The 13,543-nt window shown below is 67.3% G+C and carries 13 protein-coding genes; 9 read left to right on the top strand and 4 right to left on the bottom strand.

What is annotated here, in order from left to right; all coding sequences use genetic code 11:
• Position 1 precedes the first annotated feature (1 nt).
• Entirely contained in the window at positions 2-256 is a 255-nt protein-coding gene (yidD, locus tag HGB51_RS04345; RefSeq protein WP_070209637.1) for a membrane protein insertion efficiency factor YidD, read from the bottom strand.
• A gap of 248 nt (positions 257-504) precedes the next feature.
• On the opposite strand from yidD, the gene dksA reads away from it, so the two are divergent.
• Positions 505-1,695 carry an RNA polymerase-binding protein DksA gene (gene dksA / locus HGB51_RS04340; protein ID WP_084739125.1) on the top strand — a complete coding sequence of 397 codons (1,191 nt, stop codon included), beginning with the start codon at positions 505-507 and terminating at the stop codon, positions 1,693-1,695.
• A 296-nt stretch (positions 1,696-1,991) separates the two neighbouring features.
• Here dksA and HGB51_RS04335 read toward each other — a convergent pair whose 3' ends face one another.
• From HGB51_RS04335 to cysS, 3 genes are read right to left on the bottom strand one after another with little or no spacing between them, the layout of a single operon-like run.
• Positions 1,992-3,245, bottom strand: coding sequence for an MFS transporter (locus HGB51_RS04335; protein WP_070209253.1), 1,254 nt, complete (start codon positions 3,243-3,245; stop codon positions 1,992-1,994).
• Positions 3,242-3,685, bottom strand: coding sequence for a SufE family protein (locus HGB51_RS04330; RefSeq protein WP_070209252.1), 444 nt, complete (start codon positions 3,683-3,685; stop codon positions 3,242-3,244). The genes HGB51_RS04335 and HGB51_RS04330 overlap by 4 nt, the downstream gene beginning before the upstream one ends.
• Before the next feature lie 49 nt (positions 3,686-3,734).
• The gene (gene cysS / locus HGB51_RS04325) at positions 3,735-5,105 is read right to left on the bottom strand and encodes a cysteine--tRNA ligase (RefSeq protein ID WP_070209251.1); all 1,371 of its coding nucleotides are present in this window, start codon (positions 5,103-5,105) and stop codon (positions 3,735-3,737) included.
• Between the two features lie 196 nt (positions 5,106-5,301).
• Here cysS and HGB51_RS04320 point away from each other — a divergent pair, with 196 nt between their 5' ends.
• The 8 genes from HGB51_RS04320 (at position 5,302) to HGB51_RS04285 (ending at position 13,535) form a co-directional block, all read left to right on the top strand.
• Complete coding sequence (locus tag HGB51_RS04320) at positions 5,302-5,865, top strand: hypothetical protein (RefSeq protein ID WP_070209250.1); 564 nt, start codon at positions 5,302-5,304, stop codon at positions 5,863-5,865.
• A 281-nt stretch (positions 5,866-6,146) separates the two neighbouring features.
• Positions 6,147-7,157, top strand: coding sequence for an N-acetylornithine carbamoyltransferase (locus HGB51_RS04315; RefSeq protein WP_070209249.1), 1,011 nt, complete (start codon positions 6,147-6,149; stop codon positions 7,155-7,157).
• 98 nt (positions 7,158-7,255) lie between these two features.
• Positions 7,256-8,452: an argininosuccinate synthase gene (locus HGB51_RS04310; RefSeq protein ID WP_070209248.1), complete on the top strand. Its 1,197-nt coding sequence runs from the start codon at positions 7,256-7,258 to the stop codon at positions 8,450-8,452.
• Between the two features lies 1 nt (position 8,453).
• Positions 8,454-9,542 (top strand): acetylornithine deacetylase, encoded by a 1,089-nt coding sequence (locus tag HGB51_RS04305; RefSeq protein WP_070209247.1) that lies wholly within the window; start codon positions 8,454-8,456, stop codon positions 9,540-9,542.
• 73 nt (positions 9,543-9,615) lie between these two features.
• A complete protein-coding gene (locus tag HGB51_RS04300; protein WP_070209246.1) occupies positions 9,616-10,944 on the top strand; it encodes an acetylglutamate kinase in 1,329 nt (442 codons plus the stop codon).
• Positions 10,945-10,948: 4 nt separating this feature from the next.
• Positions 10,949-11,902 carry an N-acetyl-gamma-glutamyl-phosphate reductase gene (gene argC, locus HGB51_RS04295; RefSeq protein WP_070209245.1) on the top strand — a complete coding sequence of 318 codons (954 nt, stop codon included), beginning with the start codon at positions 10,949-10,951 and terminating at the stop codon, positions 11,900-11,902.
• 12 nt (positions 11,903-11,914) lie between these two features.
• Positions 11,915-13,210, top strand: a complete 1,296-nt coding sequence (locus HGB51_RS04290) for an argininosuccinate lyase (RefSeq protein WP_070209244.1) — start codon at positions 11,915-11,917, stop codon at positions 13,208-13,210.
• Between the two features lie 64 nt (positions 13,211-13,274).
• Positions 13,275-13,535: a YciI family protein gene (locus HGB51_RS04285; protein WP_070209243.1), complete on the top strand. Its 261-nt coding sequence runs from the start codon at positions 13,275-13,277 to the stop codon at positions 13,533-13,535.
• Positions 13,536-13,543: the final 8 nt, after the last annotated feature.

The raw sequence follows: 13,543 nt of genomic DNA, 5'->3' as shown, positions 1-13,543 counted from the left end.
TTCAGTGTTTTCCTGTGCAGCGGCAATCGGCGTGCGCGGTGCGCGGCGGCACCTCGTCCACGCCACCGGGATGGAAGGGGTGGCAGCGCCCCAGCCGGCGCGCGGCCAGCCAGCTGCCGCGCGCGGGACCATGCGTGGCGATGGCCTGCATGGCGTATTCAGAACAACTGGGCACGAACCGGCAGCGCGGCCCGAGCAGGGGGCTGATGAAGCGCTTGTAGAAGCGCAACAGGGCGATGAGCAGGTGGGAGATCACCCCCCAATCTTAGAGCAGTTGGCATGAAGGCCGCATTTGTCGCAGGATGGGGTGTTGGACCCGTCCGCGCGCAGGCGCGGCGGGCCGCCCCGGCGCCATCGCCGGGTCAGGTTCCGAACTGCGCAGCTCGGGAACCCCCGCCAGACTCCAGGCCTGAACGGAGTGGGTGAAGAGGTTGCTGCTGCTGGTCGGGTAGGCTATAAAGGCCCGCTTTCCCGGGCCCCGGGGAAACCAAGGAAGAGCGTTTCGTGGCTGCTAAAAAAATTGCAAAGAAGGCCGTCAAGGCCGCCAAGAAAACCGCCAAGCCCGTTGTAAAGAAGTTGGCGGCCAAGCCTGTTGCCAAAAAACCGGCCGCCAAGCCGGCACCTGCGAAGAAGGCGGCCGCCAAGGCGCCGGCCAAGGCGGTGAAGAAGGCCGTTGCCAAGAAGCCGGTCGCCAAGGCGCCGGTCAAGAAGGCAGCGCCGAAGCCTGTTGCCAAGCCGGCCGCAAAGAAGGCCGTCGCCAAGACCGCGGCAGCCAAGAAGCCGGTCGCCAAGACCCCGGTGAAAAAGGCCGCCGCACCGGCCAGCAAGACCACGGCCAAGAAAACGACCCCACCGGCGGCCAAGTCCGCGCCGGTGAAAAAGGCGGCTGCCAAGCCTGCACCGGCCAAGCCGGCCAGCAAGCCTGCCGCCACCAAGCCGGCTGCCAAGCCGGTTGCAGCACCCGTAGTGAAGTCCGCACCGAAGCCGGCATCGCCGGCCCCGGCCAAGTCTGTCCCGGCCAAGGCCGCGGCCAAGCCTGCTCCCGCTCCGGCCGCCGCGCCGAAGCCGGTAGCGGCCGCCCCCGCCCCGAAGGCCCCGCAAAACAAGAATCCCGTGCCCGTTTCGAAATCGCCTGCAAAAACTCCCGTGAAAACCGAATCCGCTCCCAAGCCCGTGTCGCGTCCGGTTGGCAAGGTCGCCGTGGCCGTGGCTGCCCGTTCGGCCGCACCGGCCCCGCGCACCAAGGTGAAAGTGGTGGAATACAAGACCGACGAGGCCACTGGCCGCCCGATCCTGCCGGCCGGCTACAAGCCGAGCCCGGAAGAGGAGTACATGAGCCCGCTGCAGCTGGAGTACTTCCGCCAGCGTCTGCTGGTCTGGCGCAATGAGCTGATCGAAGAGTCCAAGCAGACCATCGCCAACCTGCAGGAAGAAGTGCGCGACATCGGCGACGAAGCCGAGCGCGCCACCCGCGAGACCGAAAACTCGCTGGAACTGCGCACCCGCGATCGTTACCGCAAGCTGATCTCCAAGATCAACAGCACGCTCAAGCGCCTGGAAGACGGCGAGTACGGCTACTGCGTCGACACCGGCGAAGAAATCGGCCTGGACCGCCTCGAAGCGCGCCTGACCGCCGAACGCACCATCGACGCCCAGGAACGCTGGGAACACCTGCAGAAGCAGCAGGGCGACTGATCCCAGGTCGCAGTTGATTGAAACGAAAAACCCGGCCATGGCCGGGTTTTTTTTGCGCCTTTCCCGTGGCCACCGATCGACTGTCGGAGGGTCGGCGGGGGTGGGTTTGAGGGGGCACGAGCCGCATGGATGCGGCGATGAGCCTACATGGATGTATTTACGGCGTCCCCCACAAACCCGCACCCGACGGCCCTGACCAGGGAAACCGCGCAGGCGGCGGCTGTTCGCCTGAGTCCAACAGCAGCCGGGCAGGGCCCGGCTCTACCAGGCTGCTTGCAAACCCACGGGCGCGCGCGCTACTGCAGGTCGCGCAGATTCAACCGTCGCAGGGTCGGGTTCTTCCAGGCAGTAATGCCGGCCACGCTCAACACCGCAAACCCGCCCAGTACGACCGCCGGGACCAGGCCGAGCAGCTTGGCCATGGTGCCCGCGTAGAACGCGCCCAGTTCGTTCGACGAACTGATGAAAATGCCGTTGATCGACGACACCCGCCCGCGCATTTCTTCCGGCGTGGCCAACTGCAGGATCGTAGAGCGGATCACCACCGACACTCCGTCGAACGCCCCGTAGAACAGCAGGATCACCGCCGACAGCCAGAAGCTGTGCGACAGTCCGAACCCGATCACGCACAAGCCGAACCCCGCCACCGCGAACAACAGCACCCGCCCCGCATTGCGCTGCAGCGGCCGGCGCGCCAGCCACAGGCCCACGCATACCGAACCCAGCGCCGGCGCCGCGCGCAGGATGCCCAGCCCTTCCGGACCGTGGTGCAGGATCTCGTGCAGGAACGCCGGCAGCATCGCCACCACCCCGCCCAGCAGCACCGAGAACATGTCCAGCGCCATCGCGCCGACCATGATCCGGTTGCCCAGCACGAAGCGCCCGCCCTCCGCGATGCTCTTGAAGATCGGCGCCGCCGGACCCGTGTGCACCGGCTCGGACACCCGCAGCGTCGCCAGGCAGCCCAGCGCCGCCAGCGCCGCTACCACCGCCACCCCGTACGACAGGCTCTTGCCGCCCCAGGCCACCAGCAGCCCGCCCAGTGCCGGGCCCACCACCATGCCCGCCTGGAACACCACCGAACCCAGCCCCGCACCGCGCGCGAACTGGTGCCGTTCCAGCACCCGCGCAAACAACGCGTTGTAGATCGGCGACAGGAACGCCCGGACCATGCCCGTCATCGCCACCGCCGCATAGATCGGCCACACCCCGTTGAACGGCAGCCAGCCCTCCGCCACCGCCGTCAGCACCACCGCCGTCAGCACCAGCCCGCTGCACGCCACCATGCCCAGCTTCCGACGCGGCAGGTGGTCCACCAGATAGCCCGCGAACGGCGCCACGCAGAAGAACGGCAGCACCTCCGCCAGCCCCACCAGTCCCAGCGAGAACGGATTCCGCGTGACCTCGTAGATATGCCAGCCGACCGTCACCGCCACGATCTGATAGGACAGCATCGCCAGGATCCGGTACGCCAGCAGCAGCGAAAAACCCGGACGACGCAGCAGGCCCAGCGCGCTTTCGGCGGGCTCCGAAGGGGCAGGCGAACTCACGACGCCGACTGCGCCTGCGCCGTCTCACGGATGAACGCCAGCATCGCCGCCACCCCGTTGCTGCGCGTCGGCGACAGGTGCCGCGACAGCCCGATGTCTTGGATGTAGGTCGGCTCCGTGGCCAGGATCTCCGCCGCCGAACGCCCCGAGTACACCCGAAGCGCCAGATAGATCAGGCCCGACACGATCGCCGAATCGCTGATCGCGTGGAAGCGCAGCGCATCGGCGTTGCCTTCCGGCACGATCCACACCATCGACTGGCAGCCGAGCAGCCGGTGCTCCTCCGTCTTCCACTCTTCCGGGAAGGCGGGCAGCTTGCGGCCCAGGTCGATCAGGTACTGGTAACGCTCCGACCAGTCGCCGAAGAACGCGAATTCCTCGGCAATGGCGGCCTGCGCCTCGGCAGCAGTGGGTTCAATCGGGAACGGGGAGTCGATCACGTCATTCTCAAGATATTGTGTAACACCCGACCGCTGGTCGGGTGGCTTCTTATCGTTTGCGCGACCAGCGCACGCCCTGCGCGGTGTCTTCCAGCACGATGCCTTCCTCGTCCAGCTGCCGGCGCAGTGCGTCGGCCCGGGCGAAATCGCGCGCCGCCTTGGCCGCGCCGCGCTCGTCGATCAGCGCCTGGATCCGCGCATCGTCGCCGGCCTCGCCACCGCTGGTGCCGAACCACGCCGCCGGGTCCTGCTGCAGCAGCCCCAGCGCCTGCCCGGCGCCCAGCAGGGCCGCCTTCAGTGCAGCCTTGTCGGCATCCCCGGCACGGCGCGCCTCACCCGCCAGGCGGGCCAGCTCGGCCAGCGCCTGCGGGGTGTTCAGATCGTCGTCCAGCGCCGCCTCGACTTCCGCCGGAATGACCGGGGTCGCGGCCACGTCGGCCAGGTCGCGCAGCGTGCCGTACAGCCGGTCCAGCGTGCGCACCGACTGCTCGATCAGCGCATCCGACCAGTCCAGCGGCTGCCGGTAATGCGCCGACAGCAGCGCATAGCGCAGCGCCTCCGGCGCATGCTGGCGGACCAGGTCGTGGACCCGTTCAATATTTCCGATCGACTTGCTCATCTTGGCACCGCCGAAGTTGAGCATGCCGTTGTGCAGCCAGAACCGGGCGAAGGTCTGCCCGCCGTGCGCGCACTCGCTCTGCGCGATCTCGTTCTCATGGTGCGGGAACTGCAGGTCCACCCCGCCGGCATGGATATCGATGGTCGGGCCCAGGTGCGCCGCGGCCATCGCCGAGCACTCGATGTGCCAGCCCGGGCGGCCCCGGCCCCAGGGCGACTCCCAGCCCGGCAGGTCGTCGCTGGAGGGCTTCCACAGCACGAAATCGCCCGGGTCGCGCTTGTACGGCGCCACGTCCACCCGGGCCCCGGCCAGCATTTCCTCCGGGTCGCGGTTGGAGAGCTTGCCGTACTCGGCGAACGAGGCCACCGCGAACAGCACGTGGCCCTCGGCCGCGTAGGCGTGGTCGGTGGCGATCAGCTGCTCGATCATCGCGATGATCTGCGGGATGTGCGCGGTCGCTTCCGGCTCGATGTCCGGCGGCACCACGCCCAGCGCGGCCATGTCTTCCCGGTAGGCCGCGGCGAAGCGGTCGGTGATCGTCGAGATCGGCACCGCCTGCTCGCGCGCGGCCGTGTTGATCTTGTCGTCCACGTCGGTGATGTTGCGGGCGTAGCGCAGCCCGCCGAAGCGGCGCCGCAGCAGGTCGGCCAGCACCCCGAACACCACCGGCCCGCGCGCGTTGCCGATGTGCACGTAGTTGTAGACCGTGGGGCCGCACACATACAGGGTCGGACAGGTCGGATCGAGCGGGGTGAACGGTTCGAGCTGGCGTGTCAGGTTGTTGTGCAGGCGCAGGGTCATGGGGGCGTAGGGCCGGGGGGAGTAGGGGGCAAGCCTTCGATTTTAGATCACATCGGCCGCCTGCGGCGGCCCGGCCCCGCGCCCGGGTCGGAATCGGTCCCTCCGGGATGGGCAGATGCGTCGCGGACGGGTAATGTTCAGCCCCTTGTGCCTGTCACTGCCTACACTATCCCCCTTGTCCCCAATCCTGTTGCCAATGAAATCCGCTTCGTTGCTGACCCTGACCTGCCTGTTGGGTAGCGCCGCCTCCGTGGCGTGCGCCCAGGAAGCCGAGGTCCGTAACCGGGTGGTGATCGTGGAGAACGTCAAGTTCGACTACGCGCAGGTGCTCAACGTGGAACCGGTGTTCCAGACCCTGCGGGCCACCCGCACCGAAGAACACTGCGAGCCGGTCTCGACCCGGACCCTGGCCCCGGTCAACGTCACCGGCGAAGAGCCGCAGGAAGAGAAGGGCCGCTTCGGCCGCTTCATGGATTCGGTCCGCTCGATCTTCAAGCGTGAAGACGGCAGCGTCGAGGAAGGGATGGCCCCCGTGGCCGAGGCCCCGGCCAGCAACACCGGCCCGCTGCTGACCCGCGACTGCCGTATCATCCCGGTCGGGCGCGAGTTCCGCCGGCCGATCGCCTATGACGTCGATTACGTCTACAAGGGCACCAAGTACCGCTCGCGGCTGCCCGAAGACCCCGGCAACCGGCTCAAGATCCGGGTGTCCATCACCCCGTGGGTCGGCCCCGAGCAGGCCAGCGCCGCCAATCCGTGACCCCGGGTATTGCACCCACCCCCCACGCATGCAAAGATGGGCGGCCATGAAACTCACCGACTTCCAGCACGACACCAGCGCCGCCCGTATGGCTACGGGCATGACGTCGCGTGCCCGCCGACCGGAACCCCACATTTTCGCTGGGTAACCGGAGCTTCGTGCTGTCTGTTCGGAAAACCCAGCCTCCCGGCTGGGTTTTTTCGTTTCTACGTTCTGAAAAGTTTCATCTGTACGTTTTTTCCATCCCTTTCCTCTAAACGCCCGCCTCAAAGGATCACCCGATGTCCCTGAAGCACTTCCTGAACACCCAGGACTGGAGCCGCCCCGAACTCGATGCCCTGCTGACCCAGGCCGCATTGTTCAAGCGCAACAAGCTGGGCGATCAGCTCAAGGGCAAGTCCATTGCCCTGGTGTTCTTCAACCCGTCCATGCGCACCCGCACCAGCTTCGAGCTGGGCGCGTTCCAGCTGGGCGCGCACGCGGTGGTGCTGCAGCCGGGCAAGGACGCGTGGCCGATCGAGTTCAACCTGGGCACCGTGATGGACGGCGACACCGAAGAGCACATCGCCGAAGTGGCCAAGGTGCTGGGCCGCTACTGCGACATCATCGCCGTGCGCGCCTTCCCCAAGTTCGTGGACTGGGCCTACGACCGCCAGGACATCGTGCTCAACAGCTTCGCCAAGTACTCGCCGGTGCCGGTGATCAACATGGAAACCATCACCCACCCGTGCCAGGAACTGGCCCACGTGATGGCGCTGCAGGAACATTTCGGTACCCAGGACCTGCGCGGCAAGAAGTACGTGCTGACCTGGACCTACCACCCCAAGCCGCTGAACACCGCCGTGGCCAACTCGGCGCTGACCATCGCCACCCGCATGGGCATGGACGTGACCCTGCTGTGCCCGACCGCCGACTACATCCTCGACGACCGCTACATGGGCTGGGCCGAGCAGAACGTGGCCGAGAACGGCGGTTCGCTGAAGATCAGCCACGACATCGCAAGCGCCTACAGCGGCGCCGACGTGGTCTATGCCAAGAGCTGGGGCGCGCTGCCGTTCTTCGGCAACTGGGAACCGGAGAAGCCCATTCGCGACCAGTACAAGCACTTCATCGTCGACGAAGAAAAGATGGCGCTGACCAACAACGGTGTGTTCAGCCACTGCCTGCCGCTGCGCCGCAACGTCAAGGCCACCGACGCGGTGATGGACTCGCCGCAGTGCATCGCGATCAACGAAGCCGAAAACCGCCTGCACGTGCAGAAGGCCATCATGGCTGCCGTAGCCGGCCGCTGATTTCAACGGGTGCCGGGCAGAGCCCGGCACTACCCGGTAGCGCCGGCCGTTGGCCGGCCCACGCAATCCCACATTCCATCCATTAGAGCCACACCCCCATGACCACCAACAAAGACATCGTCCTGGCTTTCTCCGGCGGACTCGACACCAGCTTCTGCGTGCCCTACTTGCAGGAGCGCGGCTACAACGTGCACACCGTGTTCGCCGACACCGGCGGCGTGGATGACGAAGAGCGCGATTTCATCGAAAAGCGCGCCGCCGAGCTGGGCGTGTCCAGCCACGTCACCGTCAACGGCGGCCCGGCCATCTGGGCCGGCTTCGTCAAGCCGTTCGTATGGGCCGGCGAAGGCTACCAGGGCCAGTACCCGCTGCTGGTTTCCGATCGTTACCTGATCGTCGACGCCGCGCTCAAGCGCGCCGCCGAACTGGGCACCAACATCATCGCCCACGGCTGCACCGGCATGGGCAACGACCAGGTCCGCTTCGACCTGGCGGTGAAGGCGCTGGGCGACTACCAGATCGTCGCGCCGATCCGTGAAATCCAGAAGGAACACACCCAGACCCGCGCCTACGAGCAGAAGTACCTGGAAGAGCGCGGCTTCGGCGTGCGCGCCAAGCAGCAGGCCTACACCATCAACGAAAACCTGCTCGGCCTGACCATGTCCGGCGGCGAGATCGACCGTTGGGAAGCCCCGGGCGAAGGCGCCCGTGGCTGGTGCGCACCGCGCAGCGAGTGGCCGGAAGCGGCGCTCAACGTCACCCTGAAGTTCGTCGAAGGCGAAGCGGTTGAACTGAACGGCCAGGCGCTGCCGGGCGAGCAGATCCTGGCCCAGCTCAACAAGCTGTTCGCGCCGTACGGCGTGGGCCGTGGCGTCTACACCGGCGACACCGTGATCGGCCTGAAGGGCCGCATCGTGTTCGAAGCGCCGGGCCTGGTCTCGCTGCTGACCGCGCACCGCGCGCTGGAAGACGCCGTGCTGACCAAGCAGCAGAACCGCTTCAAGCCCGACGTGGCGCGCAAGTGGGTGGAGCTGGTGTACGAAGGCTTCTACCACGACCCGCTGAAGACCGACATCGAAGCGTTCCTGAAGTCCTCGCAGGCCAAGGTCAACGGCGAAGTGGTGCTGGAAACCCGTGGCGGCCGCGTCGACGCGGTGGCGGTGAAGTCGCCGCACCTGCTCAACACCAAGGGTGCCACCTACGCGCAGTCGGCCGACTGGGGCGTGGAAGAAGCCGAAGGCTTCATCAAGCTGTTCGGCATGAGCTCGACGTTGTATGCCCAGGTAAACCGCTGAGATGATCGAACAAACGCTCACCCACCTGCAGGCGCTGGTGTCGTTCGACACCCGCAACCCGCCGCGTGCGATCACCACCGGTGGCATCTTCGATTACCTGCGCGCGAACCTGCCCGGGTTCAACGTGGAGGTGATCGACCATGGCGATGGCGCGGTCAGCCTGTATGCGGTGCGCGGTACGCCCAGGTACCTGTTCAACGTGCACCTGGACACCGTGCCCGATTCCCCGCACTGGAGCGCCGACCCGCATGTCATGCGGCGCTCCGATGACCGGGTGATCGGGTTGGGCGTGTGCGACATCAAGGGCGCGGCCGCCGCACTGGTGGCCGCGGCCAATGCCAGCGATGGCGATGCCGCGTTCCTGTTCTCCAGCGACGAAGAAGCCAACGACCCGCGCTGCATCGCCGCCTTCCTCGCCCGGGGCATCCCGTACGAGGCCGTGCTGGTGGCCGAACCGACCATGAGCGAAGCGGTGCTCGCGCACCGGGGCATCAGTTCGGTGCTGATGCACTTCGCCGGCCGGGCAGGGCACGCGTCGGGCAAGCAGGACGCCGCCGCCAGCGCGTTGCACCAGGCCATGCGCTGGGGCAACCGCGCGCTGGACCATGTGGAATCGCTGGCCCACGCGCGCTTCGGCGGGCTGACCGGGCTGCGCTTCAACATCGGCCGGGTCGAAGGGGGCATCAAGGCCAACATGATCGCCCCGGCTGCCGAAATGCGCTTCGGGTTCCGTCCGCTGCCGTCGATGGATATCGACGCGCTGCTGGCGACCTTTGCCGGGCTCGCCGAACCGGCTGCGGCCAGCTTCACCGAAACCTTCCGTGGCCCCAGCCTGCCGGCCGGGGACATCGCCGAAGCCGAAAACCGCCGCCTCGCCGCGCGCGACGTGGCCGACGCGCTGGACCTGCCGATCGGCAACGCGGTGGACTTCTGGACCGAAGCCTCGCTGTTCTCGGCCGGCGGCTACACCACCCTGGTGTACGGCCCGGGCGACATCGCCCAGGCCCACACCGCCGACGAGTTCGTGACGCTGGAGCAGCTGCAGCGCTACACCGACGCCGTGCACCGCATCATCAGCGCCGGCGCCTGACCGAATGACGCCGTCGTGGCCCCCCACTGACGGACCTTCCATCGCGGCTGCGGCCGCCTGTGACGAAACCGAAATGCCTTCTTCCCTCCAGCCCCACCGCCAGACCCGCCAGACCATCGTGCGCCTGCTTTCCAGCATGGCCAGCGCGAAGGAGATCAGCCAGTACCTCAAGCGCTTCTCGCAGGTGGACGCCAAGCGCTTCGCCGTGGTCAAGGTCGGCGGCGCCGTGCTGCGCGACGATCTCGAGGCGCTGACCTCGTCGCTGTCGTTCCTGCAGGAAGTCGGGCTCACCCCGATCGTGCTGCATGGCGCGGGCCCGCAGCTGGACGCCGAGCTGTCGGCGGCAGGCATCGTCAAGCAGACCGTCAACGGCCTGCGCGTGACCTCGCCGGAAGGCCTGGCGATCGTGCGCCGGGTGTTCCAGGCCTCCAACCTGCAGCTGGTCGAAGCGCTGCAGCAGAACGGTGCGCGTGCGACCTCGATCACCGGCGGCGTGTTCGAAGCCGAGTACCTGGACCAGGCCACCTACGGCCTGGTCGGCGAAGTGAAGAAGGTCAACCTGGCCCCGATCGAAGCCAGCCTGCGCGCCGGCTCCATTCCGGTCATCACCAGCCTGGGCGAAACCCGCTGCGGGCAGATCCTCAACGTCAACGCCGACTTTGCCGCCAACGAGCTGGTGCAGGAACTGCAGCCGTACAAGATCATCTTCCTCACCGGTACCGGCGGCCTGCTCGACGAAGAGGGCACGGTGATCGACTCGATCAACCTCTCCACCGAATACGACCAGCTGATGCAGCAGCCGTGGATCCATGGCGGCATGCGGGTCAAGATCGAACAGATCAAGGACCTGCTGGACCGGCTGCCGCTGGAGTCGTCGGTGTCGATCACGCGCCCGGCCGACCTGGCCAAGGAACTGTTCACCCACAAGGGCTCGGGCACGCTGGTGCGCCGGGGCGAGAAGGTGCTGCGCGCGACGAGCTGGAGCGAGCTGGACCTGCCGCGCCTGAAGGGCCTGATCGAATCCAGCTTCGGCCGTGTCCTGGTGCCGGACTACTTCGAGAAGACCAAGCTGCTGCGCGCCTACGTCAGCGAGAACTACCGCGCGGCGGTGATCCTCACCGATGAGGCCGAAGGCGTGTACCTGGACAAGTTCGCCGTGCTCGACGACGCGCAGGGCGAAGGCCTCGGCCGCGCCGTGTGGAACGTGATGCTTGACGAAACCCCGCAGCTGTTCTGGCGTTCGCGCCACGGCAACCCGATCAACCATTTCTACTACGCCGAGTCCGACGGCTGCTACAAGCAGGACCACTGGAAGGTGTTCTGGTTCGGCGCCGACGGCTTCGAGCGCATCCGCAGCTACGTGGACCACTGCGCCGCGCGTAAACCGAGCCTGGAGGGCTGAGCGCATGAGCACCAAGACCTTCACTGTCGGCATCGTCGGCGCCCGTGGCCATACCGGCGCCGAGCTGGTCAAGCTGATCGCCGCGCACCCACGGCTGCAGCTGGGCTTCGTGTCCTCGCGTGAGCTGGCCGGGCAGCCGGTTGCCGCGCATTACCCTGAAATCACCGGCGACCTGCTGTTCGAAAACCTCGACGCGGACGCCGTTGCCGGCAAGGGCATGGACGCGGTGATCCTGGCGCTGCCCAACGACCTCTCTGCGCCATTCATCACCGCGCTGGACGCCGCGCGCCCGGATACGGTGATCGTCGATCTTTCGGCCGACCATCGTTTCGAAGGCAGCTGGTACTACGGCCTGCCCGAACTGACCCGGGGCGACTACACCGGCCAGAAGCACATCAGCAACCCGGGCTGCTACGCCACTGCGATGCAGCTGGCGATCAGCCCGCTGCTCGACCAGCTGGCCGGTCCGCCGCAGTGCTTCGGCGTGTCCGGCTATTCCGGCGCCGGTACCACCCCGTCGGACAAGAACAACCCCGAGCTGCTGCGCGACAACCTGATGCCGTATGCGCTCACCAATCACGTGCACGAACGCGAAGTAAGCGCGCACCTGCGCGTGCCGGTGGAGTTCATGCCGCACGTGGCGCCGCATTTCCGTGGCATCACCATGACCGTCAACCTGTGGCTGCAGCAGCAGATGACCCGCGAGCAGATCGTGGACGCCTACCGCCGCTTCTACGCCGACGAGGCGCTGGTCGAAGTGATCGACGAAGCGCCGTGGGTCAGCCGCATTGCCGGCCGCCATGGCGTGCAGATCGGTGGCTTCACCGTGGCCCCGGGCGGCAAGCGCGTGGTGGTGGTGGCGACCCTGGACAACCTGCTCAAGGGCGCGGCCACCCAGGCCATGCAGAACCTCAACCTGGCCCTGGGCCTGGACGAACTGACCTCGATTCCGCATTGATTGGAGCACCCCATGGCTGACCTTCTGTGGCAGAAGCCCGGCGTCGCGGTAGACGCAAAGATCCAGACCTTCCTGGCCGGCGATGACGTCATCCTCGACCGCGAGTTCTTCCTCTACGATGTGCAGGCCAGCAAGGCGCACGCGCAGGGCCTGGAGAACATCGGCATCCTCGACGGCCCCGAGCGCGAAGCACTGCAGCGCGAGCTGGACGTGCTGGCCGATGATTTCCGCAGCGGCGCGTTCGTGCTTGACGAGCGCTTCGAAGACTGCCATTCGGCGATCGAAGCGCGCCTCACCGAGCGCCTCGGCGATGCCGGCCGCAAGATCCACACCGGCCGCAGCCGCAACGACCAGATCCTGGTGGCCACCCGGTTGTGGCTGAAGGACAAGCTGCTGCAGGTGTCCGCCCTGAGCCGCGAAGTGGCCAAGGTCGCGCTGGACCGTGCCGAGGCCGAACAGCACCTGCCGGTGCCGGGTTACACCCATATCCAGCGCGCCGTGGTGTCCTCGGCAGGCATGTGGTGGGCCGGCTGGGCCGAGGCCTTCATCGACAACGCGGTGCGTGCGCACGACACCTTCGCGCTGGTCGATGCCAACCCGCTCGGCACTGCCGCTGGCTACGGCGTGAACCTGCCGCTGGACCGTGCCCACACCACCCACGCGCTGGGCTTCGCGCGCATGCAGATCTCGCCGATCTACGCGCAGCTCTCGCGCGGCAAGTTCGAACTGGCCGCGCTGGAAGCACTGGGCGGGGCCACCCTCGACCTGCGTCGGCTGGCCTGGGACCTGTCGCTGTTCACCAGCGGCGAGTACAGCTTCGTCGCGCTGCCGGCGCAGTACACCACCGGCAGCTCGATCATGCCGAACAAGCGCAACCCGGACGTGATCGAACTGATGCGCGCCACCCACGCCAGCGTGGCGGCCGCACGTACCGAGATCGAACAGCTGCTGTCGCTGCCGTCGGGGTACCACCGTGACCTGCAGGGCAGCAAGGGCGCCATCTTCCACGGCTTCGGCCGTGGACTGGCCGCGCTGGAACTGCTGCCGGCACTGCTGGCCAACCTGGAATGGCGCGAAGACAAGCTGCGCGCGGCCATCGACTCGGGCATGTACGCCACCGACGTCGCGGTGGAAGCGGCCGTGGCCGGCGTGCCGTTCCGCGAGGCCTACAAGGCCGCAGCGGCCGCCTCGGACACTGCAGGGCAGGGGCGCACCCCCGAAGGCAGCCTGGCCGCGCGCGTGTCGCCCGGCGCGGCCGCCGACCTGCGGCTGGACGAACTGCGCACCCGCTGGGCGGCGCTGGTGTAACCGGGAACGGCGGCCAATGGCCGCCGTTTTCGCATGTGTCGATCTCCCTGCACACGGACTCCCCATGAAGATCTGCTATCTCGTACTGGTCACCCGCACCGCCAACTTCACCGACCACGCTGCCGCCGAACACGTGCGCTTCCTCGACGAGGTCCGCGCCAACGACCAGCTGCTGATCACCGGTGGCTTCACCGACAAGACCGGTGGTGCGTACGTGCTGCACAACGTCGCCGACCGCGCCGCAGCGCAGGCCATCGTCGACGCCGATCCGCTGCTGGTGCTCGGCAGCGCCACCGCCACCGTCCACGAATGGTCCACCCGCTGAGGCACTCC

Source organism: Stenotrophomonas bentonitica, assembly GCF_013185915.1.
Classification (GTDB): domain Bacteria; phylum Pseudomonadota; class Gammaproteobacteria; order Xanthomonadales; family Xanthomonadaceae; genus Stenotrophomonas; species Stenotrophomonas bentonitica.
This window is presented reverse-complemented; position numbering and strand designations above follow the sequence as displayed.